Below are 20,320 nucleotides of genomic sequence, written 5' to 3'. Positions count from 1 at the left end.
CTTCCGGGTCCGAGGGCACCGGGACACCCGAGCCCACCACGGAGGGGGAGTCCGGCACCCGCTCCGCCGGCCGGAAGTCCAGGGCCACCCGTTCCCGTGCGACGGCCGCGAGCATCGAACTGCCCGAGCCGAAGGCCACCGAGGCGGAGCCCCCGACGCATTCGGTCGCCGAGATCGAGCTGCCCACGCGTGCCGGGTCCGCCGTGGCGGAGGCTCCCGCCGCGGAGCTGCCCGCAGCGAAGGAACCCCGCATCGAGCTGCCCGAGCGTCCCGCGGACGGGGGTCAGTCCCGTCCTGCGGCCAAGCGTCCGCGCCGTCGCCGCGCAGTGACGACCTCGGTCGTGGAACCCGAGGAGGCCGCACCCGCGGCTTCCGCCGACACCACGGTCGGCTCGGCCGACGCCCAGACGGTGGAGGTCGGTGCGGCCCAGCCCCGCGCCGTGACCACCGGTGGTGCCGTGACCACGGAGCCCGACTCGGCGCCGTCCGTGGAGGTCACCGTGCCGACGAGCGTCGACGAGATCAAGTTGCCCGAGCGCCCCGCGGGTGAGGGGTCGACCGGCACGCCGCGCAAGGCGCGCCGTCACCGTCGCGCCGCCTCCACGGGTGTCGTGGACCCGGGGGAGCAGGCCTGACAGCGGTGCTGCGACCCCGCCCGGGAATCCGGGTGGTGCAGTGACGGATGGGAGTGGGCGGGACCGGGTGACCGGTCCCGCCCACTCCCTCGTCCGGGTCCGGACACCACCGGCGGGGTCGGGCACACCGGCACCACAGGGCGCCAGCCAACACGCCCTTCAGTGGTGAACTCGCCCTCCGTGTGGAATCACACAGCTCACCCGGTGCCCTGCACACGGTCCACGGGTTGCCCGGGCGCGCGCGGATCGGCTAGATTGGACCGTCGGCGCACACAGGCGCCAGCGGGATCCGTCCCTCAGTTTCCGGCCTCCGGGTCGACGTCGAGGAGTGGGTCCTGTCCCGAACGAGACAGAGATGAGCTCCAACGTGGTCTACGCGATCGTCAAGGCCGGCGGCCGACAGGAAAAGGTGTCCGTCGGTGACGTCGTGGTCGTCGACAAGCTGGCTGATGAAATCGGCTCCAGCATCGAACTCCAGCCGCTGATGCTGGTGGACGGCGACGCCGTCACCACTGACAAGGCCGGCCTGGAGAAGGTCAGCGTCAAGGCAGAGGTCGTCGACTCCGCGAAGGGGCCGAAGATCCGCATCATCAAGTTCAAGAACAAGACCGGCTACCGCAAGCGCCAGGGACACCGTCAGAAGCTGTCGGTCGTCAAGATCACCGAGATCGCCTGACCGTCCCCGCATCGAGTAGAAAGCACCCACTGAGATGGCACACAAGAAGGGCCTCGGCTCCTCCCGCAATGGTCGCGACTCGAACGCCCAGCGTCTGGGCGTCAAGCGCTTCGGCGGCCAGTCTGTCAACGCCGGCGAGATCATCATCCGTCAGCGTGGCACCCACTTCCACCCCGGCGTCAACGTCGGCCGTGGCAAGGATGACACCCTCTTCGCGCTGAAGGCCGGCGCGGTGGAGTTCTCGACGAAGCGTGACCGCAAGGTCATCAACGTCGTCGAGCCGGTCGAGGCCTGAGCGCCAGACCGCACGAGCATCGCAGGGGCGTCCGGCGTCAGCCGGGCGCCCTTCGTGCACATTCCACACCCCCACCACCATTCCCACAGCCCATCCAGGAGGACGCGTGCCGAGTTTCGTCGACCGAGTGACCATCCACGCCGCCGGCGGTGACGGGGGCAACGGGGTCGCGTCGGTGCACCGCGAGAAGTTCAAGCCCCTGGGTGGGCCGGACGGCGGCAACGGCGGCAACGGTGGCTCCGTGGTGCTGGTCGTGGACCCCCAGGTGACCACCCTGCTGACCTACCACCGCAGCCCCCACCAGCGCGCCGGCAACGGCACCCAGGGCATGGGGGACTACCGCCAGGGCCGCGCCGGTGAGGACATCATCGTGCCCGTGCCCGACGGCACCGTCGTGAAGTCCACCGACGGGGAACTGCTCGCCGACCTCACGGGCGCGGGCGCCCGTTTCGTCGTCGCGGAGGGCGGACGAGGGGGACTGGGCAACTCAGCCCTGGCCTCCAAGAAGCGCAAGGCCCCCGGCTTCGCGCTGCTGGGTGAGCCCGGTGAGGAACGCGACGTCGTCCTGGAGCTGAAGTCCGTGGCGGACGTGGCGCTGGTCGGGTTCCCCTCCTCCGGCAAGTCCTCCATGATCGCGGCCATGTCCCAGGCCCGCCCCAAGATCGCCGACTACCCCTTCACGACCCTGGTGCCGAACCTGGGTGTGGTGCAGGCGGGTGACTCGCGTTTCACCATGGCCGACGTGCCCGGCCTGATCCCCGGTGCCTCCCAGGGCAAGGGACTGGGCCTGGAGTTCCTGCGCCACATCGAGCGCTGCGCCGTCATCGTGCACGTCCTGGACACCGCCACCTTCGAGTACGACCGGGAACCCCTGGCGGACCTGCGCACCATCGAGGCCGAGCTCGGCGCCTACGAGGGCGACCTCGGTGAGGTCGAGGGGTACGTGCCCCTCATGGAGCGCCCGCGCGTGGTCGTGCTCAACAAGATCGACGTCCCCGACGGGCGCGAGCTCGCCGAGATCTGCCGCCCGGAGTTGGAGGAACTCGGCTGGCCCGTCTTCGAGGTCTCCGCGGTGACCCACGAGGGCCTCAAGCCCCTGTCCTTCGCCCTGGCCGAGCTGGTGGAGAAGCAGCGGGCCCTGCTGCCCACGCTGGAGGCTGCACGTCCCGTGATCCGCCCCCGCGCGGTGGGTTCGCGTGACGAGGTGACCGTCAGGCGCCAGGAGCACGCGGGGGAGACCGTCTACCAGGTGCGTGGCGAGAAGCCGGAGCGCTGGGTGCGCCAGACCGACTTCGCCAATGACGAGGCCGTGGGCTACCTGGCGGACCGCCTGGCGGCGGCCGGCGTCGAGGACAAGCTCATGAAGGCCGGGGCCGTGCCCGGGGACACCGTGGTCATCGGTGAGCTGGTGGGTGGCGTGATCTTCGACTGGGAGCCGACCCTGTCCACGGGTCCGGAACTGCTGGGACAGCGCGGCACCGACCTGCGCATCGACGAGAACAAGCGACCCACACGCAAGGAGCGCCGGGAGCGCTACTTCGACTCCATGGATGCCAAGGCCGAGGCCCGCCAGGAGCTGTGGACCGAGCGCGAGGCAGGCGTGTGGACCGACGCGGGTGAGGACACCAAGTGAGCGCCGCCGGTGCCGCGCGGGCGGTACCCGGAGGATCGGGCACCGGGTCCGGTGCGGTTCGGAGCTCGGGTGCCCCGACGCCGGGTCCGGGCAACGGGGGCTCCGCGACGCAGGCTGCCACGGCTGCGGACTCCGTTCCCACCGGCATCGCCTCCGCCCGACGCGTGGTCGTCAAGATCGGTTCCTCCTCGCTCACCCGTGAGGACGGGGGACTGGACCTCAACCGCATCGACGTCGTGGCCAGGCTCGCCTCGCAGTGGTGCGAGGGCGGCCGCGAGATCCTCATCGTCTCCTCAGGTGCCATTGCTGCGGGTCTGGAGCCGCTGGGGCTGGGGGCTCGCCCTCGTGACCTGCCCACTGCCCAGGCCACCGCCGCCATGGGGCAGGGCCTCCTGGTGGCACGCTGGTCCGCGGCCTTCCAGTCCCACCACCGCCACGTCGCCCAGGTGCTGCTCACCACGGACGACGTCATGCGCCGCGACCACTACACGAACGCCCGCCAGGCGCTGGAAAAGCTCCTGGGGTTCGGGGTGGTACCCATCATCAACGAGAACGACACCGTGGCCACCCGTGAGGTCCGCTTCGGTGACAACGACCGCCTCGCCTCCTACGTGGCCCAGATGGTGGCCGCCGATGCGCTGGTGCTGCTCACTGATGTCGACGGGCTCTACACCGCACCGCCGGGAACTCCCGGTGCGCACCTGGTGCCGACGGTGGGCTCGCACGACGAGCTGCGCTCGGTGCTGGTCACGGGAGCGGGCTCCAAGGTGGGCTCGGGCGGCATGGTCACCAAGGTGCAGGCCGCGACCATGGCCACCTCCTCCGGCATCGGTGTGCTGCTCACGCATGCCGACCGGCTGGGGGAGGCCCTGCGTGGTGAGCGCGTGGGTACCTGGTTCGAGGCGACCGGGCAGCGGCCGGCCTCGCGGACCCTGTGGATCGCGCATGCCGCGCCCTCGCGCGGGGAACTGCTGTTGGACCAGGGCGCGGTCGAGGCGATCACGGCTCGCAAAAAGTCGCTGCTGGCGGCGGGCGTGCGCCAGGTGATCAGCCATTTCGACTCCGGTGACGTCGTGGACATCGCGGGGCCCAGTGGCCTGGTGGCGCGCGGCATCGTGTCCTACGATTCCGACACCGTGGCCGCCATGGCCGGGCTGAGTGCCCGCGACCTGCTGCGCTCCGGCTGGGAGAACCCGCGCCCCATCGTCCACCGCGACGACCTGGCAGTCCTCCTCTGACCCCCTCGCCGAAGTCCGCTCTGTTCCACCCTCGAAGTCCGCTCTGTTCGCACCGCGAAGTCCGCTCTGTTGGGGCATTGAGGTCCGCTCTGTTCCACCCTCGAAGTCCGCTCTGTTGGGGCACCGAGGTCCGCTCTGTTCCACCCTCGAGGTCCGCTCTGTTCGGGCGCCGAGGTCCGCTCCCGCCGCCCCGCGAGTACACCCCGGCGCTGCGGGCAGGTGCGTGTCCGGAGCGCCGAGGCAGCTGCGGCGACGAAGACGCCGGGCACTTCAATCAGCACTCAGGACGCGAGCAGCCGGCTGATCCCCTCGCGGTAGGTCGTGGTCCTGAACTCCGGGAACCGCGCGGTGAACTTCATGGACTCGAAGATGTTGTCGCAGCGGTAGCGGGGCAGCAGCTCCTCCACCTCCCTGAGGGCCGGGTTGACCAGTCCACCGATCCGGAACGCGAAGCCCGGGACGGTGACGGAGGGGATGCGCCGCCCGGTGACCTGCGAGGCGACCTCGATCATGCCCTCGTAGGTCAGGCGGTCCGCGTCGCAGGGCAGGTGCCAGGTCTGGCCGAAGGCGTCGGGGGTGTTGCCGATCAGAGCCATGGCCCGGCTGGCATCCGGTGTCCAGATGAGGGTGTGTCGCGTGTGGGCACTCAGGGGCACGATGGGCCGTTGTCCCTGCCTGATCCGGTCGAAGACGGCCGAGTTGGTCAGGCTCTGGGTGTTGCCGGGACCGTAGAACTCGGGTGCCCGGCAGATCGCGGCCTCGATCGTGCCTGCGCCCATCCGGGCGAGCAGCATCTCCGCCATCCGCGCCCGCACCGTCGACTTGCGTCCCACGGGCTCGAAGGGCGTCTCCTCGGTCTGGGGCGTGGCGGTGCGCGGGTACATGTAGGTGTTGTCGAAGAACACCAGCTTGCACGAGTGCCGCTGACAGGCGGCGATCGTGTTCGCCATCATGGGCGGGAATCGCTCCTCCCACAGGTGGGAGTCCATGGGGAGCCCGGCCGTGAAGTACACGATGTCGCTGCCCTCGACCGCTGCCGCCGTGGCCTCGGCATCCGTGAGATCGGCAGCGACGACCTGGTCGCCCTCGTGGATCCTGTGCGGATGCCTGCTCACCAGGCGGATGTCGCGGGTGTGGGAGCGGTGCAGCTCGCGGGCGAGTTCCTCGCCGATCTGGCCGCCGGCTCCGAGGATCGTCTGCATGTGGTGCCGTCCTTGCCGTGGGTGTGGGTGTGGGTGTGGGTGCGGGTCCGGAGGTGGAGAGACGGACGAGGGCGGAGGGGGGTCGCCCGTCGCTCAGAGGAGCGCGGCGATCCTGGTCGCGGTGGCCTTGGCCGAAGCGGGGTTCTGCCCGGTCACGAGGTGGCCGTCGACGACCGTGTTCGGGACGAACGGCAGGAACGCCTTGGAGTAGTGGGCGCCGCGCCTGCGCACCTCCTCCTCGACGTCGTAGGGCACGATCCGGTTGACGCGGCCGAGGACCTCCTCCCGCCAGGAGAAGCCCGTGAGTCGGCGGCCCGCGACGAGGTACTCACCGGTGGAGAGGCGGGTGTCGAGCAGACCGCAGTACCCGTGGCACACGGCGCCGACGACACCGCCGGCCTCGAAGATCGCCCGGGTGATCTCCTGCAGGCCCTCGCTGCCCGGGAAGTCGAACATGGCACCGTGACCGCCGGCGAAGTAGATGGCGTCGTAGTCGCCCGGGTCCACCTGCTCGGGGCTGGCGGTGTGCCTGAGCAGGGCCATCCTCTCGGGGTCGTCGCGCCACGCCCTGGCCGAGGAGTCGAAGTAGGGGAAGCGCAGGGACCGGGGCTCCAGGGGTGACTCCCCTCCGGCGGGGCTCACGATCGTCTGGTCGAAGCCGTGGGCGGCGAACACGTCGTGGGCGTGGCTCAGCTCCGAGAGCCACAGTCCGGTGGGGTGGGAGGGATCGGCCTCGAAGTGGTCGACGTTGGTGACGACGTCCAGGATGCGCGGTGTCATGGTGGCCTCAGTTCTGTTCCGTGGTGGGCGGGGAGGGGAAGACCGAGGCGACGGTGGACCGCACGCGCTGGTCCACCTCCGCAGGGTCCGTGTTGGTGAGCTTGCCGTCGAGGTGGAGGAACGCCAGGCCGTGGGCCAGGGACCAGGCGGCCATGGCCAGGGGGACGGGGTCCGAGTGTGGGTGGACCTCGGACACGACGGAGACCAGGTGCTCCTCCAGGGCCTGGGCGGCGGCGTGCACCGGGTCAGTGGCTCCGTCGACCCCGGGCGTGCAGGCCCGTCCGAACATGAGCCTGAAGAGTGCGGGTCGGCGCAGGGCGAAGCGCACGTAGCGCACGGCGAGCTCGCCGACTGCGGCGGGGGTGCCGGGCAGGGGAGGTCCGTCCGTCAGGTCGTGCATGAGCTCCTGCAGTCCGTGCACGGCCAGGGCCGATTCGAGGGCGTCGCGGTCCGCGAAGTGCCGGTAGGGAGCGGCCGTGGACACGCCTGCCCGTCGGGCGACCGCACGCAGGGAGAAGGACTCACCGGCCTCGAGCATCTCCAGGGCGGTGGTGAGGAGCGTGGCCCGCAGATCGCCGTGGTGGTACCCGTGGGGCGGCGCGACCGGTGTCGCTGCCGGTGTCGCGACCGCTGCCGGCGCGTCCTGTCCCATGGGTCCTCCCTCCATCAAGTAAGCAGTGCTCACATTAGCAGCGTCCTGGGCAGGGCACAGAGGGAAGGAGCGTGGGGCGTGGGCACCGGACGAGGGTGCACGTGCCCGACCGAGCAGGGCACTGGACCGACCTCAGACGTCGAACGCGAGCGTCCCCGACCAGGGGTGCAGTGTGACCCGCGGTCGGGCCGACCGACCGACGGTGTGTGGGGCACCCCACCCCGGTCAGGACCGTCAGAGCCGTGCGCGATGGCTGCTCCCGACATATAGTTGCGACGTCAACAAACTAGACGGGCCACGCGGCCCCCTTCCACACCACCTCGGAGGCACACATGTCGACCTACACCATCGACCCCACCCACTCGACCCTCGGCTTCACCGTTCGTCACGCCGGCATCGGCAAGACCCGTGGAGCATTCGACGACTTCCACGGCACCATCACCGTGGCCGATGAGACCACCCCCGAGGGTTCCTCCGCCACGGCGACCATCAATGCCGCCTCCGTGAACACCAACAACGCCGACCGAGACAACCACCTGCGTTCGGCCGACTTCTTCGAGGTGGAGAAGTTCCCGGAGTGGACCTTCACCTCCACCGGCGTCTCCGGCACCCGCGACGAGTTCGTCCTCTCGGGCGACCTCACCATCCACGGCGTCACCCAGCCCGTCGACATCGACGTGACCTTCGAGGGCACGGCCACCGACCCCTTCGGCTTCGACCGCGCCGCCTTCGAGGGCACCACCACCATCTCGCGGAAGGACTTCGGCCTGACCTGGAACAAGGCACAGGCCGCCGGCGGTATGCTGGTCGGCGACAAGATCGCCATCACCCTGGAGATCGAGGCCACCAAGCAGGCCTGAGCCACTCGCCGCGCGCAGCGGTGAACGTGTAGAGGTGATCCCCGGGACGTCGGCTCCGTGAGCTGAACAGCGTCCGGGGTCGCCTCCCGCGCAGGCGGCAGTCGCTGAACTCGCTGGTCCTCGCCCGTGTGGGTGGGGGCCAGCGAGCTGCTTCGGGGGACGCTCGCGATGTCGGAATGTCGGGGCGTCGGGAGACCAGTGATCGGCACTCCCGCAGGCCGCAGGTCTGCGTTGCTCCGCGCGGGACACGACCCGCGCACGAGGGCGACCCCGGTGGCCTTGCGCTTCCACTCCCGCCGACGAGGGCGACCCCGCCGCCCTCACGCTCCAGACCCAGCCCTGAACCGCCAACCACCGCCCATCCCGCCCCACCTGCTGTGGAATCATTGCGACATGACTGACGTGCCTGACATCTCCGCCCTCACCGACGCCGCTCGCGTCGCCTCCCGTGTGCTTGCCACCTCCACCTCCCGGGTGAAGGACCGCGCCCTGGAGGCCATGGCCACCGCCCTGGAGGACCGCGCCGAGGAGGTCCTGGCCGCCAATGCCGAGGACGTGGCCCGTGCCCGTGCTGAGCACATGGACGACGCCCTCGTCGACCGCCTACGTCTGGACGCGCCCCGCCTCACCGCTGTCGCCGCCGCCGTGCGCGAGGTCGCCGCCCTGCCCGACCCGGTCGGACGCGTCGTGCGCGGAAGCGTCACCGAGGACGGCCTGCGCGTCACGCAGGTAGCGGTGCCGCTGGGCGTCATCGGCATGATCTACGAGGCCCGCCCCAACGTCACCGTCGACGCCGCCAGCCTCGCCCTCAAGTCCGGCAACGCCGTCATCCTGCGCGGCGGCACCGCGGCGGAGGCCACCAACCGGGTCACCATCACCGTCCTGCGCGACGCGCTGGTCTCCGCCGACCTGCCCGCAGACCTCATCCAGACGGTCGACCCCTGGGGCCGCGCGGGAGCCACGGCGTTGATGGAGGCCCGCGGCGGCATCGACGTCCTCATCCCGCGAGGCGGGGCCGGGCTGATCCGCTCCGTCGTCGACCACGCCAAGGTGCCTGTCATCGAGACGGGCACCGGCAACTGCCACGTCTACGTCGACGCCGGAGCGGACCTGGCGCAGGCGGAGAACATCGTCATGAACTCCAAGACCCAGCGCGTGGGCGTGTGCAACGCGGCCGAGACCCTGCTGGTCCACCACGATGTCGCCGAGGAGTTCCTGGTCCAGGCCCTCACCCGCCTGACGACAGTCGGTGTGCGCATCCACGGGGACGAGGCGACGGTGGCCATCGCGCGCGCGAACCCGGGCATCGACCAGGACCTGGTCGTGGACGCCACCGAGGAGGACTGGGGCCGCGAGTACCTCTCCATGGACCTGGCGGTGCGGGTGGTGGCCGACCTGGACGAGGCGATCGAGCACATCCGCCGCCACTCCACCGGGCACACGGAGGCGATCTGCACGCGCAGCATCGACTCCGCGCGTCGCTTCCGCACGGAACTGGACTCCGCGGCCATCGCGATCAACGCCTCCACGCGCTTCACCGACGGCGGCCAGCTGGGTCTGGGTGCGGAGATCGGCATCTCCACCCAGAAGCTCCACGCGAGGGGCCCCATGGGTCTGGAAGAGCTGACCACGACCACCTGGGTCATCGAGGGTAACGGCGCGATCCGGAGCTGACGTCCTCCGGCGGCGTGGCTCCTCGCGCTCCGGCGCGCGGTTCGGCGCGGGGTATGGTGGGGGAGTGCCGCGCTGTGGGCAGGGTTGTGCTCGTCGTGCGCAGCGCGAACGGGCACCGGCATTGACGAGGGCGGACATCCCTTGCCTTCATGACCGGCCCCCCGACAGTGCGCACGTGCGTGCGCCCACTTGTGGTACATCGGCATCGACGTGGACCGATCTGAGCGCTCAACGACGAAACCTACGAGGTGACTTGGCGACGCATGAAGTATCGAGAGTGCGTGCGCTGGATGGTGTCGATACTGTCGGCCACCAACAGGGCGATCTCGATGTCCATGTCTCTTCTCGCGCTCTCCAGCTCCAGACGCTCGTCCACGGCGTCTTCGACCGAGGCGTGGGTGGTCGACACGGACGTCACCCGTGCGTCGGTTGCACTGGACGACGAAACCGCACAGGGTTGACATGCGTCACTTGCGTCCGCGAGCAGCTCTCAGAGCTGTCCGTACAGCGGCAAGGTCCTGGTCGTAGTCACCGAACGCAGTGGCATCCGCAACAATGTCGGACAGCGCTGCATCAGCTTCCTGCGCCTGCCGTTCCCGATACTTGTGTACCTCTGTCAGCAGGATCCGTCGATGTCGACGCGGCTCAATCAATGGGATTTCACCCTCCTCAAGAAGCCGAGACAGTGCAGGGCGGGAGATCCCCAGCATGTCCGCGGCCTCGATGATGGACAGGACCGTGGTGGTCGGGTCCCGGCTACCTTCTGTGCTGCGCATCATCTGTCCCATCTCGAGCCTCATGTGGATGAGGTTCGCGTACCACCGATTTGCTTGCATCGTGATCAGGGGGCGAAGCGCTCGGGCGCTGTCGCGGCCTCGCGTGCCTTCGCCGTCAGTGAGCGCGGGAGTGGCTGAGGTCGAGAGAGACTCAGTAGTGGTACCTCGCCTGGAGAATGACCAGGTCATCGCCGTCCACCAGATACACCAGTCGGTGTTCGTCAGTGATCCTCCTGGACCACGCCCCCTGCGCACCGTACTTGAGCTGCTCAGGCTTCCCGATACCGTCGAATGGATCGCGCAGGCATGCGTCAATGAGAGCGTTGAGTCGCTTGAGAGTCCTCCGGTCCGCGGTCTGCCAGTGCTTGTAGTCCTCCCACGCATACGAGGCCCAGACCAAGCGCATCAGTCCTCCCGGTCGAGCTCGTGCGGCTCCGAGTCTCCCGATCGAGCGCTCTCGTAGGCATCGAGCAGCCTGCGAGCATTGGCGGGCGAGCGGAACAGATAGGCAGTCTCCTGCCAGGCCGCGTACTCGTCGGCAGCCATGAGAACGGCATTGCCCTTCCGGGAAACGATCTCAACTGCGTCGCGATCCTCGTTCACACGTTCAATGAGGGGAAACAGGGTCTTGCGCGCTTCGCTGGCGCTGATGGACATCCTCAGACCTCTCCTTGTGTCGATGGAACAGTACCTATTTACGGTACCACTCGGATGTCGAAAGAGCCATGGTGTGCGTTGTGCATCCCTCCCTGTAGCGCCTACTCGTCGCTCGAGGGGCCGACGCCGCTCCATCCATCAACACGGGCGCGAGGGCGGCCCCTGTTGCCCCCGCGCCATGTGACCCACGTCGCACTACGATCAGGTATGGGCACTCTCAGCTTCACCGCAACTGTCTCTGTCGATGGGTACGCCGCCGACGCCGATGGCGACTTCCAGTGGTCGGCGCCCAATGTGGAGGTCTTCGACTTCCACGTGGAGCGCATGGGGGCGGTCTCCACCGAGGTGCTCGGGCGCAGGACCTACCAGTTGATGAGGTACTGGGAGGCCGAGCCGGAGGGGGAGGAGTGGGGCGACGCCGAGAAGGAGTTCGCCCGCCGCTGGCTGGCCCTGGACCTGGTGGTCGCGTCCTCGACCCTTGGTGAGTCCGATCTGGGGGAAGGAAGCGTGACCCTCGTGCCCCACCTCGACCTCGAGGGGCTCGAGCGCATCGTCGACGATGCGGCGGGGGAGGTGGAGATCTTCGGACCGACAACGGCGGCGGAGGCGATCCGTGCTGGTCTGGTGCGGGACTTCAGGTTCTTCATCGTCCCGAAGACCGTGGGCGGTGGGCTGCGTGCGCTGCCTGACGGCTGCAGGCTCGCCCTCGACCTCGTGGAGGAGCGGACCTTCGAGAACGGGGTCGTGCTCCTGCACTACCGGGGACGTTGAGATCGGGCCGTCCGTCGGGCGCGCGGGACACTCGCCGCCGTCGCACCCGACCGCATTGACGAGTGCGGCACTGGTCGACCGAGGCATGGATGATCCTGCGGTGCTGGTTCGTGTTGGCCGCGGGTGACCCTGCTCTCAGGCGATGGAGATGCGCGGCGCAAGGTCGTGGACGCGCGCCGCCAGATCCTCAAATGTCGCATCGAAGGCGGCATCCGAGCCGTCGCGCACGGGGTCGGGCACCGACCAGTGCACCCGTCCCCGACCGCCGAGCTCCTCGTGGGCGGAGTCGCAGACGGTGATCACGCAGTCATCTGCCACCAGTACCTGGTCGACTGCCCGTGGACTGCGTGCCCGCAGGGCGACGCCGTGGCGTGCGGCAGTGGCGATTGCCCCCGGCTCGATGGCTGCGGCAGGGTGCGTGCCCGCAGATGCGACCGGTACGGCGCTGCACCGGTGCCAGAGGGCGGTGGCCAATTGGGAGCGTGCAGAGTTGCCCGTGCACACGAAGACCACGCGCCGTACGCCCATGGTCGGGGATGGCAGCAGGTCGGCGAATGCGGTCGGGGTCAGGTGGAGGTACGTGCGACGACGGTCCGCCTCGGAGCGGGTGCGTGCCAGCATGCCCGCGTCCTCGAGCGAGTTCAAGTGATGTGCGAGCAGGCTGGAGGAGATGCCGAGCTGGTCCTGGAGTTCGACGGGCGCGAGGTCGCCCAGGGTGAGCAGGTCGACGATCCGCAGGCGCACGGGGTCGGCCAGTGCCGCGAACCTCGCGACCCGGCCCGACAGATCCAATTGCTCAGTGCTCATTACCTCAATGATGATTGAGTGATACTCTCGCGTCAAGAGGAGTCCCACCCAGTGACTCCTGGGGCGCCCCAGGACTGGGGCAACCCCGTCCACCGGTTCCCCCGCTGGTGGCGAACGTCCCACCCGTCGAAAGGCCCACCCGTGACCCATCTGATCGTGGTCGGCGGCAGTGATGCCGGCATTTCCGCAGCACTGCGCGCCCGGGAGCTCGCCCCTGACACGGATGTGAGTGTCGTCGTGGCGGACGAGTACCCCAACTACTCCATCTGTGGCATCCCGTACTACTTCACCGGAGAAGTGGCCCCGTGGCAGTCCCTCGCACACCGCACCGTGGCTGACCTCGAGGCAGCAGGTCTGACCCTGCGACCTGACACGCTGGCCACCGCGATCGACGTCGCCGACCAACGCCTGGAGGTCCGCACTCCCGAGGGATGCAGGGAGTGGATGCCGTACGACGAACTGGTCGTCGGCACGGGCGCGCTGCCCTCCCGCGTCGGGATTGCCGGGCTCGACCTCCTCGGTCCGGGTGACGGGGTCCACGTCATCCATTCGATGGGGGACACCTTCGCCCTCGAGCGCTCCCTCCAGGAGCGTCACCCCGCCTCGGTGATCATCGTCGGCGCCGGGTACGTCGGCCTGGAGATGGCGGAGGCCTTCACTGCCCGCGGCCTGCACGTGACCCAGCTCCAGCGCGGCGGGGAGGTGCTCTCCACCCTCGACCCCGAACTCGGCGCCCTCGTCCACGAGGAGCTCACTGCCCACGGCGTCAGGGTACGGGTGGGCACCACTGTCACCGGTGTCGAGAAGACCTCGGGGAGCTTGACAGTCCGCGGCGCCGACGAGGGCGGGGCCTTCGAGCAGACCGCGGACCTCGTGCTCGTCGTCGTCGGTGTGCGCCCCAACACGGAGCTCCTCCAGCGTGCGGGAGCGGGTCTCGGTGCGGGGCGCGCCGTGGTGGTGGATGAGCACATGCGCACCGGGCTCCCTCGCATCTGGGCCGCCGGTGACGGCGTGATCACCCACCACCGCCTCCTGGGTGAGACCTACCTACCGCTGGGCACCACCAGCCACAAGCAGGGCCGCACCGCGGGGGAGAACGCCGTGGGTGGGAACCGGTCCTTCGCCGGTTCCGTCGGTACCCAGGTGGTCAAGGTCTTCGACCTGGTGGCGGCGCGCACCGGCGTGCGCGACCATGAAGCAGTTGGCGTCGGGCGCACTCCTGTGACGGTCGCCTCGGTCGCCGATGACCACAAGGCCTACTATCCGGGGGCGAACGAGATCCACTTCCGCATCACCGGGGACCCCACAGACGGGCGTCTCCTCGGTGCCCAGCTCGTGGGCCGACGCGGCAGCGAGGTCGCCAAGCGGGTCGACACCTTCGCCACTGCCCTCCACTGCGGACTCACGATCGACCAGATCAGCGACCTCGACCTCGCCTACACCCCACCCCTGGGCTCACCGTGGGACGCCGTCCAGGTCGCGGCCCAGACCTGGTCAGCTCGGCTGGGACAGACGCGGGCCCGCAGCTGATCCGGTCACTGCACCGACCGGTGTGGCGACCGCCCTGGTGTCCGGGGACCCGGTCATGGCGAGCAGAGCGGGGGCTGTGGTCGGCGGATCCGCGAGCAGGGGGACCACGGCCAGGCGCTCGGCCGCTGACCGGACCCGTTCCAGTGGTTCTGCCTCGTTGGCGGCGATGGCACGCAGGAAGGGTGACGTCGGGTCGGCTGCGGTGACCGAGTCGTTGACGATCCACGCCCACGGGGTGATGTCGGCCCTGGCGAGGTCGTCCTGGAGCTGTACGGCCTCCAGAACGGGTGTCGTCTCCGGGGTCGTGACGATCAGGAGCCTCGTGCGGTGGGGGTCCTGGAGGCGCATCAGGGGGGTGACGCACCCGGTGCCCGCGCCCATCTGCTGGATGACCTCGCGGTGGTAGGAGCCCGTGGCGTCCAGCAACAGGAGGGTGTGCCCGGTGGGGGCGGTGTCCATGACGACGAACTTGCGGTCCGCCTGTGCGATGGCCGCGGAGAACTGGCGGAATACTGCGACCTCCTGGGTGCAGGGGGATCGCAGGTCCTCGGCCAGCTGTCGTCGACCGGCCTCGTCGAGGTGGGCGCCCTTGGTGGCGAGCACCTCGCGCGAGTACTCGGTGAGGGCCTCGTCCGGATCGATGCGTTCCACCGTGAGGTCGTCCAGGTCGTGACCCAGTGCCTCGGCCACGATCCCAGCCGGATCCGTCGTGGTCAGCAGGACCTCGTGGCCGCGGGAAGCCAGGGTCGCGGCGATCGACTGGGCGATGGTCGTCTTGCCGACACCTCCCTTGCCCATGCACAGGATGAGACCGTTGCCCTCCGACTCCAGGGAGTCGATGAGTGCGCCCAGCGGGGGGAGACCGGGACCGGGCCGGGTGGAGGAGGGGGTCTCCTCTTCGGTGGTGGATCCCACTCCGGGAGCGCCCTCGTCCGGGTAGGGGGCGAAGAGGTCGCGCAGTCGTCTGACTCCCATGATGTTCCAGGGGCGCAGCTCGAGGACGTCGCGTGGCAGGGACGCGATCCCGGGGGGCATCGTGTCGATCGCACGCTGCTCCCGGGTGCGGATCGCGGTCCGGAGGGGGTCCGTGTCGCGGGCGGCGGGCATGACCGCGTTGATGACGAGGTACTGGTTGACGAGCCCGATGTCAGCCAGTTCCCTGTGCGTGCGCTCGGCCTCCCGGAGGGTGGGGTCCTGCGGTCGGGCGACCAGCACCAGCCGGGACCGTTGTGGGTCTGCGAGGGCGAGGACGGCCGCCGCATAGACCTCGCGGTGTCTGTCCAGGCCGGACATGGGCCCGAGGCAGGACGCGTCACCCTGTCCGTCGTCGATGAAGCGGCTCCAGTCCCCGGGGAGTTGGAGGAGGCGGATCGTGTGACCGGTCGGTGCGGTGTCGAAGATGACGTGGTCGTAGCCACGCGTGCGCCCCGGGTCGGCCAGGAGGTCGGTGAACTCGTTGAAGGAGGCGATCTCCGTGGTGCAGGATCCCGAGAGTTGTTCGGTCATGGTGGCGATCTCCGCAGCGGGCAGGAAGGCCCGAACCGGTCCGATGACCGTCTCACGGTAGGCGGCCGCAGCTGCCTCAGGATCAATCTCCAGGGCGTCGATGCCGGGCACGGCCTCCAGGGGGACGATGCTGTTGCCGATGTGCTGGGCGAAGACCTGCCCGACGTTGGAGGCCGGATCAGTGCTGACCAACAGCACCCTGCTGCCTCGTTCGGCCAGTGTCACGGCGGTGGCGCAGGCCACCGAGGTCTTGCCGACACCACCCTTGCCGGTGAAGAACACGAACTTGGGCAGTGAGGTGAGGAACGTGGTGTCGGGGTGCGGCTGCCCTGCCCCGGACCGCGCGTGGTCCCCGGTCCTCACATCGCTCAACAGCATGATCCGCCCTCACAGCAGCTCTCGGCGGGGCCTGCAGCGGTGAGTCCCAGGTCATTGTGGACCGGCTCGTCAGGGTGGGGGAGCGCCAGTTGCTCCAGGTGGGCGCGGTCCGGGTAGGAACCGGTGGCCACGGTGACTCCGTCCACGAGGACCAGTGGCAGCCCGGCTGATCCGACCACGTCGAGGAAGGCCCTGACGGTCCCGTTGTCGACGAAGGCCTGGGGATCGTTGGCCAGGTTGTGGCGAAGTACCCTCACGCCGCGGGACGCGAGGTACGAGCAGTCCGCGGTGAAGGAGATCAGTGCCTGGCTGGGGTCCGTCCCACACACGCCCGTGTTGCAGCACAGGGCTGGTTCGAACACCTCGATCAACCGTGAGGTGATGCGGGTGGGCTGGGCCGGGTCGGCGGTGTGCGTCTGTGTCATGGGTGACTCTCCTGAGTTGTGGTGGCTGGTGGCTGGTGGCTGGTGGCTGGTGGCTGGTGTCGGGCTTCGCGGTGTGGAGGGTGGGGCGTGGCGGGTGGGGCCGTACCTGCCCAGGGCCTCGCCGGTCCTGGCCTCAGTGTGGTTTTGTGGCGCGGATGACGGCTCCGTGCATGCCGGGTGCGACCTGGTGGGTGAACTCCACCGAGGCGTCCGCGAAGCCGACGGCCGCGAGGCCATCGAGGTACTCCGACCGGGAGAGGGCTCCTGCCACGCATCCGACGCGGGAACCCCGCTCGGCCCGCTCTGCGGCGCTCACCTCGTCCTCGGCGACGACGTCGGAGACCCCGATCCGGCCGCCGTCGGCCAGGACGCGGAACATCTCGGCGAGCACCGCCGACTTGTCGGTGGAAAGGTTGATGACACAGTTGGAGATCACGACGTCGACCGAAGCGTCGGGCAGCGGTACCGCCTCGATCGTCCCCTTGAGGAACTCGACGTTGTCGGCCCCGGCCTCGGCGGCGTTCGCCCGCGCCAGTTCCAGCATCTCATCGGTCATGTCCACGCCGTAGGCGAATCCGCTCGGTCCGACCCGGCGGGCCGAGAGCAGCACGTCGATGCCACCCCCGGACCCGAGGTCGAGCACGCATTCGCCCTCGTGCAGATCAGCGACTGCCGTCGGGTTGCCGCAGCCCAGGCTCGCCAGGACGGCGTGGGTGGGCAGACCACTGGTCTGGGCCGCGTCGTAGAGCACCGACCCGAAGACTGTCCCGACCCCGGTCGACACGGCTCCGGTCGCCGGGGAGGGCTCGCAGCAGGAGCTGGTCGCGGTGCCACAGCGACCTTCGGCGACAGACCGAGCGGCGTCCGCGTATCGCTGACGCACCGCATCCCTGGCAACTTCGCCCATGTCGGTCATCCCCACTTCCCATCGACGTACGTCTATGCGATCCATCCTGTCGCAATGCATCGACGGCTGTCAATACGAGAGGTAGGCTGTACCCCATGAGCACGGTCGCGAACACGAGTCCTGACCCCGCCGACGCCAGCTGCTGTGGATCGTCCTCGTCGACGTCCATCGCGCTCGCCGCCCCGGTGGACGCCGACCGGGTCGCCCAGGTGTTCAAGGCGCTGGGCGACCCCACCCGGGTGAGGCTGCTGTCCCTGATCGCCACCAGCCCGGGGGGTGAGGCCTGCATCTGCGACCTGACCGGACCCGTCGGTCTCTCGCAACCCACCGTCTCCCACCACATGAGGCAGCTGAGCGACGCCGGGCTGGTGACGCGCGAGCAACGGGGGAAGTGGGCCTACTTCCGCGTGGTCCCCGCAGCGCTGGAGGACCTCACCAGCGCACTCGGCCCCATCCTGTGGACGCCACGGAGCTGAGCTCTCCGGTGCGCCGCCGGTGCGCTGGACGCCATTGACGAGGGCGGCGCTGCTCTGTTCGACGGGAGAGCACCACGCGGAGTGGGTCCATCAACGCCAACGGGTGGACGCGCCCATGGGTGGTCGGCTACTGCGAGGTCAGCCCGAGGTCTTGTACGCATCACGCCCGACGTGGACGACCCAAGCTGCCTCGTCCGCGAAGCGGGCCATGTCGGCCAGACGGTGATTCAGACGCTGGTCCTCGGCGCTCATACGCGAACGGCGTCTTCTGGAACCGAGTTGTGGATCGCGGAGGAATGGGCGGAGATGACGTCGACGGGCACCGTGAGGAGGGCGCTGAGCTCATCTTCGAGGGAGAGCAGACCGATCATGGAGACCTCGGGGGGAAACGCGCTGACGAGGTCGAGGTCGGGCTGGCTGGTGTCCTCGCCTCGGGCCACCGATCCGATCGTCAGCGGATCCCTGCCACCGATGCGTTCGATGGATTCGAGGACCTGGGCTCGGCGTGCACCCAAGGCGGTCGACGGCCTAAGTTCCAAGGCTCGAGTCAGTGCGTCCCGGGTCGCATCGGTTGCGGTGCGCCTGCCGGTCTCGATTGCAGCGATCAATGGTTGTGCGACGCCGGACCTGCGTGCGAGCTCCCGTTGGCTGAGCCCCAGAATGGCCCGCCGATCGCGAAGGAACTCCCGGAATCCAGGAATGTCCCGACGACAGCAAGACTGTTATCAGAGCGGGGTGTGCGAACCGTGTCTCTCCCGAGGAAAGGGCACTCAGATTGGGATGCTCGATGTCCACCGACGTGCTCGGGCGCGGGAGTGACCAGTTGATGACGTCCTGAAAGCTTGGTGAATCGGCGTCGGAGGCGCACCGGGGCTCTGACGCCGCTGTCGTTCGTTCGCCTCAGGCCCGCTCGATCAGGTCGAGCCAATCGTTGAGTTCCTCGACGGCGTCGACGAGGGAGACGGACAGGCTGGCGGAGTCGGCAGCACTCACGAAGCTCGGAACCCAATGTGGATGGGCGATGCATCTGGATGGCCAGGTGCGGGGTGTCGCGCCGACTCGCCTGGCTTCGGATGCTCGAGTCGCGAAGATGTCCTCGATTGCGGCGCGGACCTCGACGAGTGTTGGTGACATTGTCTCGGAAGTCAGATCGCGCAGCAGCAGGAGGTCGACCACATCGCGAGCGCGATCGTTGACAAGAGCAGGCGGGTTGTGGGGATCAGTGCATGCGTGGACCTTCTGTGCGATCTGGTAGGCCATCGACAGGCTTGTGAGGTGCTCAGGGCTCGGAAGACCGAATCCGGCCAATGACGGAGCCCTGATGTTCTCCGGCGCCGCTCCTGCCTGCCCTTCGTCCGGCGAGACCTCGACCTGGACGCGTCGCCATGTCACGCCATTGAGCTGCACCACGATGTCAAATCGGCGAGGCTTGACGATACGGCTCGGGACCTGAATGGTCTCAACGTCACCGCGCATGAGCGTGAGCGGACCCCACGGTGCCACGAGGACCTTGTCGAGTTCAGCGAGGAACTCGTCGATGCCACCGCGCACGAGACCGTCGATGTCCCGGGTGGACCGAGATGTGGCCGGCAGACGGTACTGGAGCAGGGTCCCGCCCTTGAGGAGGAACAGTGGCGAGCCGTGCTCGTCCACTGCGCGCTGAAGGGCCGCTGAGACGACGGTCGCGGCGACCAGCCAACTCAGTCTTGGTCCGGAGGTGGCGAGTCGGTCCTGGGCCTGTGTGATCCAGGCATTCAGGATGCGGGCGGAGGAGGGTGCCTTGGTCTTCGGGGTGAGCTGGTTGAGTGACTCGGCGAGGTTCGTGGGCTCACGCTCGGCCATCGCGATCCTCCAGTTTGATGGCGAGACGCTCGCGGTCCTCGCTCAACAGCATGCCGGAGTGTCCGGAGCGCTCGAGGGCCTGACGGATCAGATAGGTGGGGACACCAGACTCGATGCACTGCGCGATCGCGGTCGGCAGGTTGACTGTTCGGATGCCCTGCCACCACGTGAGGTGGTGGGATTCAAGGTCTTCATGATGGACCATGTAGCGTTCCCCACCAGCGCGCCGAAGTCGGCGGTGTCGTGCGACCGAGACATGGATTCGGTCGGGATTGATGTCGGTGACGCCCCATGCATCCAGCGCAGTGTCGTGGCTCAGGCAGGCCTCGGGCGCCCCTGTCCAGAGCACTGCCAGTTGGTACTCGTCAAACTCCGTCTCGGGAACTTGGGGGATTCGGTAGACACCGTACGAAGTCCTGTCGATGCGGCCTCGGGCGACCATGGTGGAGAGCTCGGCGTGCGAGAGACCGTCTTCAATGGCCTGCGCGGTCGTCACGAAGCCATGCTGGTCCATCGCGATCTCACGCAAGCGTTCCAACTTCGTCACCGTGTGCATGTCAATACCTTAGCAAGATGTGAAGGTATTGACATGGGATGTGG

Annotated in this window: 23 protein-coding genes and 1 pseudogene; 9 read left to right on the top strand and 15 right to left on the bottom strand. The window is 68.8% G+C overall.

Features of this window, described 5'->3' with window-relative positions:
- Positions 1 to 990: 990 nt before the first annotated feature.
- The 4 genes from rplU to proB all read left to right on the top strand — a co-directional run bounded on the left by rplU (position 991) and on the right by proB (position 4,477).
- Positions 991 to 1,311, top strand: coding sequence for a 50S ribosomal protein L21 (gene rplU / locus BQ9890_RS05480; protein ID WP_075889968.1), 321 nt, complete (start codon positions 991 to 993; stop codon positions 1,309 to 1,311).
- A gap of 34 nt (positions 1,312 to 1,345) precedes the next feature.
- Positions 1,346 to 1,606, top strand: a complete 261-nt coding sequence (gene rpmA / locus BQ9890_RS05475) for a 50S ribosomal protein L27 (RefSeq protein ID WP_075889966.1) — start codon at positions 1,346 to 1,348, stop codon at positions 1,604 to 1,606.
- Between the two features lie 106 nt (positions 1,607 to 1,712).
- Positions 1,713 to 3,239 carry a GTPase ObgE gene (obgE, locus tag BQ9890_RS05470; RefSeq protein ID WP_075889964.1) on the top strand — a complete coding sequence of 509 codons (1,527 nt, stop codon included), beginning with the start codon at positions 1,713 to 1,715 and terminating at the stop codon, positions 3,237 to 3,239.
- 146 nt (positions 3,240 to 3,385) lie between these two features.
- Complete coding sequence (proB, locus tag BQ9890_RS05465) at positions 3,386 to 4,477, top strand: glutamate 5-kinase (protein WP_075892774.1); 1,092 nt, start codon at positions 3,386 to 3,388, stop codon at positions 4,475 to 4,477.
- Between the two features lie 281 nt (positions 4,478 to 4,758).
- On the opposite strand, the gene BQ9890_RS05460 is transcribed toward proB, so the two are convergent.
- The 3 genes from BQ9890_RS05460 to BQ9890_RS05450 form a co-directional block, all read right to left on the bottom strand.
- Positions 4,759 to 5,679 (bottom strand): NAD-dependent epimerase/dehydratase family protein, encoded by a 921-nt coding sequence (locus BQ9890_RS05460; RefSeq protein WP_075889962.1) that lies wholly within the window; start codon positions 5,677 to 5,679, stop codon positions 4,759 to 4,761.
- Between the two features lie 93 nt (positions 5,680 to 5,772).
- Positions 5,773 to 6,459, bottom strand: coding sequence for a type 1 glutamine amidotransferase domain-containing protein (locus BQ9890_RS05455; RefSeq protein WP_075889960.1), 687 nt, complete (start codon positions 6,457 to 6,459; stop codon positions 5,773 to 5,775).
- A 7-nt stretch (positions 6,460 to 6,466) separates the two neighbouring features.
- On the bottom strand, positions 6,467 to 7,111 hold the full coding sequence (locus BQ9890_RS05450; RefSeq protein WP_078062253.1) for a TetR/AcrR family transcriptional regulator: 645 nt from the start codon (positions 7,109 to 7,111) through the stop codon (positions 6,467 to 6,469).
- A 332-nt stretch (positions 7,112 to 7,443) separates the two neighbouring features.
- On the opposite strand from BQ9890_RS05450, the gene BQ9890_RS05445 reads away from it, so the two are divergent.
- Complete coding sequence (locus BQ9890_RS05445; RefSeq protein ID WP_075889958.1) at positions 7,444 to 7,971, top strand: YceI family protein; 528 nt, start codon at positions 7,444 to 7,446, stop codon at positions 7,969 to 7,971.
- A gap of 393 nt (positions 7,972 to 8,364) precedes the next feature.
- On the top strand, positions 8,365 to 9,645 hold the full coding sequence (locus BQ9890_RS05440) for a glutamate-5-semialdehyde dehydrogenase (protein WP_075889956.1): 1,281 nt from the start codon (positions 8,365 to 8,367) through the stop codon (positions 9,643 to 9,645).
- A 241-nt stretch (positions 9,646 to 9,886) separates the two neighbouring features.
- On the opposite strand, the gene BQ9890_RS15620 is transcribed toward BQ9890_RS05440, so the two are convergent.
- From BQ9890_RS15620 to BQ9890_RS05420, 4 genes are all read right to left on the bottom strand, one after another.
- A complete protein-coding gene (locus BQ9890_RS15620; protein ID WP_154671900.1) occupies positions 9,887 to 10,054 on the bottom strand; it encodes a hypothetical protein in 168 nt (55 codons plus the stop codon).
- Positions 10,055 to 10,112: 58 nt separating this feature from the next.
- Entirely contained in the window at positions 10,113 to 10,445 is a 333-nt protein-coding gene (locus BQ9890_RS05430) for an excisionase family DNA-binding protein (RefSeq protein ID WP_075889954.1), read from the bottom strand.
- A gap of 127 nt (positions 10,446 to 10,572) precedes the next feature.
- Positions 10,573 to 10,827, bottom strand: a complete 255-nt coding sequence (locus BQ9890_RS05425) for a Txe/YoeB family addiction module toxin (protein WP_075889952.1) — start codon at positions 10,825 to 10,827, stop codon at positions 10,573 to 10,575.
- The gene (locus BQ9890_RS05420; RefSeq protein ID WP_043536934.1) at positions 10,827 to 11,078 is read right to left on the bottom strand and encodes a type II toxin-antitoxin system Phd/YefM family antitoxin; all 252 of its coding nucleotides are present in this window, start codon (positions 11,076 to 11,078) and stop codon (positions 10,827 to 10,829) included. Before BQ9890_RS05420 ends, BQ9890_RS05425 begins: the two co-directional genes overlap by 1 nt.
- 207 nt (positions 11,079 to 11,285) lie before the next feature.
- On the opposite strand from BQ9890_RS05420, the gene BQ9890_RS05415 reads away from it, so the two are divergent.
- Positions 11,286 to 11,849 carry a dihydrofolate reductase family protein gene (locus BQ9890_RS05415; RefSeq protein WP_075889950.1) on the top strand — a complete coding sequence of 188 codons (564 nt, stop codon included), beginning with the start codon at positions 11,286 to 11,288 and terminating at the stop codon, positions 11,847 to 11,849.
- Positions 11,850 to 11,984: 135 nt separating this feature from the next.
- Here the strand turns inward: BQ9890_RS05415 and BQ9890_RS05410 are convergent, their stop codons facing one another.
- Positions 11,985 to 12,656: an arsenate reductase/protein-tyrosine-phosphatase family protein gene (locus BQ9890_RS05410; RefSeq protein ID WP_075889948.1), complete on the bottom strand. Its 672-nt coding sequence runs from the start codon at positions 12,654 to 12,656 to the stop codon at positions 11,985 to 11,987.
- Between the two features lie 141 nt (positions 12,657 to 12,797).
- Here BQ9890_RS05410 and BQ9890_RS05405 point away from each other — a divergent pair, with 141 nt between their 5' ends.
- Positions 12,798 to 14,186, top strand: a complete 1,389-nt coding sequence (locus tag BQ9890_RS05405; RefSeq protein WP_075889946.1) for an FAD-dependent oxidoreductase — start codon at positions 12,798 to 12,800, stop codon at positions 14,184 to 14,186.
- Here BQ9890_RS05405 and arsA read toward each other — a convergent pair.
- From arsA to arsM, 3 genes are all read right to left on the bottom strand, one after another.
- On the bottom strand, positions 14,151 to 16,070 hold the full coding sequence (gene arsA, locus BQ9890_RS05400) for an arsenical pump-driving ATPase (protein WP_078062251.1): 1,920 nt from the start codon (positions 16,068 to 16,070) through the stop codon (positions 14,151 to 14,153). The two genes, BQ9890_RS05405 and arsA, sit on opposite strands and share 36 nt — an antisense overlap.
- On the bottom strand, positions 16,061 to 16,495 hold the full coding sequence (gene arsD / locus BQ9890_RS05395) for an arsenite efflux transporter metallochaperone ArsD (protein ID WP_052450866.1): 435 nt from the start codon (positions 16,493 to 16,495) through the stop codon (positions 16,061 to 16,063). Before arsD ends, arsA begins: the two co-directional genes overlap by 10 nt.
- 133 nt (positions 16,496 to 16,628) lie before the next feature.
- A complete protein-coding gene (arsM, locus tag BQ9890_RS05390; protein ID WP_197067907.1) occupies positions 16,629 to 17,402 on the bottom strand; it encodes an arsenite methyltransferase in 774 nt (257 codons plus the stop codon).
- Between the two features lie 95 nt (positions 17,403 to 17,497).
- Between arsM and BQ9890_RS05385 the strand changes: the two genes are divergently transcribed.
- Complete coding sequence (locus tag BQ9890_RS05385; protein WP_075889942.1) at positions 17,498 to 17,878, top strand: ArsR/SmtB family transcription factor; 381 nt, start codon at positions 17,498 to 17,500, stop codon at positions 17,876 to 17,878.
- Between the two features lie 248 nt (positions 17,879 to 18,126).
- Here BQ9890_RS05385 and BQ9890_RS16205 read toward each other — a convergent pair whose 3' ends face one another.
- From BQ9890_RS16205 to BQ9890_RS05370, 4 genes and pseudogenes are all read right to left on the bottom strand, one after another.
- The gene (locus tag BQ9890_RS16205) at positions 18,127 to 18,393 is read right to left on the bottom strand and encodes a nucleotidyltransferase family protein (protein WP_230297834.1); all 267 of its coding nucleotides are present in this window, start codon (positions 18,391 to 18,393) and stop codon (positions 18,127 to 18,129) included.
- A gap of 24 nt (positions 18,394 to 18,417) precedes the next feature.
- Positions 18,418 to 18,579 (bottom strand): annotated as a pseudogene (locus BQ9890_RS16845) (helix-turn-helix domain-containing protein); the annotation flags it as partial.
- A gap of 199 nt (positions 18,580 to 18,778) precedes the next feature.
- Positions 18,779 to 19,720 carry a nucleotidyl transferase AbiEii/AbiGii toxin family protein gene (locus tag BQ9890_RS05375; RefSeq protein ID WP_075889938.1) on the bottom strand — a complete coding sequence of 314 codons (942 nt, stop codon included), beginning with the start codon at positions 19,718 to 19,720 and terminating at the stop codon, positions 18,779 to 18,781.
- A complete protein-coding gene (locus tag BQ9890_RS05370; protein WP_143226250.1) occupies positions 19,707 to 20,276 on the bottom strand; it encodes a type IV toxin-antitoxin system AbiEi family antitoxin domain-containing protein in 570 nt (189 codons plus the stop codon). Before BQ9890_RS05370 ends, BQ9890_RS05375 begins: the two co-directional genes overlap by 14 nt.
- Positions 20,277 to 20,320 lie beyond the last annotated feature (44 nt).

Origin of the sequence: Actinomyces provencensis, from assembly GCF_900155435.1 — a bacterium.
GTDB lineage: Bacteria > Actinomycetota > Actinomycetes > Actinomycetales > Actinomycetaceae > Pauljensenia > Pauljensenia provencensis.
The sequence above is the reverse complement of the archived record's forward strand: the minus strand, read 5'-3'. Positions and strand labels throughout refer to the sequence as shown.

What these genes read in the sequence shown, in the direction of transcription:
- rplU (WP_075889968.1), top strand. Translation starts at nt 991, where the DNA reads ATGAGCTCCAACGTGGTCTACGCGATCGTCAAGGCCGGCGGCCGACAG.
- rpmA (WP_075889966.1), top strand. Translation starts at nt 1,346, where the DNA reads ATGGCACACAAGAAGGGCCTCGGCTCCTCCCGCAATGGTCGCGACTCG.
- BQ9890_RS05460 (WP_075889962.1), bottom strand. Translation starts at nt 5,679, where the DNA reads ATGCAGACGATCCTCGGAGCCGGCGGCCAGATCGGCGAGGAACTCGCC.
- BQ9890_RS05455 (WP_075889960.1), bottom strand. Translation starts at nt 6,459, where the DNA reads ATGACACCGCGCATCCTGGACGTCGTCACCAACGTCGACCACTTCGAG.
- BQ9890_RS05450 (WP_078062253.1), bottom strand. Translation starts at nt 7,111, where the DNA reads ATGGGACAGGACGCGCCGGCAGCGGTCGCGACACCGGCAGCGACACCG.
- BQ9890_RS05445 (WP_075889958.1), top strand. Translation starts at nt 7,444, where the DNA reads ATGTCGACCTACACCATCGACCCCACCCACTCGACCCTCGGCTTCACC.
- BQ9890_RS05440 (WP_075889956.1), top strand. Translation starts at nt 8,365, where the DNA reads ATGACTGACGTGCCTGACATCTCCGCCCTCACCGACGCCGCTCGCGTC.
- BQ9890_RS05430 (WP_075889954.1), bottom strand. Translation starts at nt 10,445, where the DNA reads ATGAGGCTCGAGATGGGACAGATGATGCGCAGCACAGAAGGTAGCCGG.
- BQ9890_RS05425 (WP_075889952.1), bottom strand. Translation starts at nt 10,827, where the DNA reads ATGCGCTTGGTCTGGGCCTCGTATGCGTGGGAGGACTACAAGCACTGG.
- BQ9890_RS05420 (WP_043536934.1), bottom strand. Translation starts at nt 11,078, where the DNA reads ATGTCCATCAGCGCCAGCGAAGCGCGCAAGACCCTGTTTCCCCTCATT.
- BQ9890_RS05415 (WP_075889950.1), top strand. Translation starts at nt 11,286, where the DNA reads ATGGGCACTCTCAGCTTCACCGCAACTGTCTCTGTCGATGGGTACGCC.
- BQ9890_RS05410 (WP_075889948.1), bottom strand. Translation starts at nt 12,656, where the DNA reads ATGAGCACTGAGCAATTGGATCTGTCGGGCCGGGTCGCGAGGTTCGCG.
- arsA (WP_078062251.1), bottom strand. Translation starts at nt 16,070, where the DNA reads ATGCTGTTGAGCGATGTGAGGACCGGGGACCACGCGCGGTCCGGGGCA.
- arsD (WP_052450866.1), bottom strand. Translation starts at nt 16,495, where the DNA reads ATGACACAGACGCACACCGCCGACCCGGCCCAGCCCACCCGCATCACC.
- arsM (WP_197067907.1), bottom strand. Translation starts at nt 17,402, where the DNA reads ATGGGCGAAGTTGCCAGGGATGCGGTGCGTCAGCGATACGCGGACGCC.
- BQ9890_RS05385 (WP_075889942.1), top strand. Translation starts at nt 17,498, where the DNA reads ATGAGCACGGTCGCGAACACGAGTCCTGACCCCGCCGACGCCAGCTGC.
- BQ9890_RS05375 (WP_075889938.1), bottom strand. Translation starts at nt 19,720, where the DNA reads ATGGCCGAGCGTGAGCCCACGAACCTCGCCGAGTCACTCAACCAGCTC.
- BQ9890_RS05370 (WP_143226250.1), bottom strand. Translation starts at nt 20,276, where the DNA reads ATGCACACGGTGACGAAGTTGGAACGCTTGCGTGAGATCGCGATGGAC.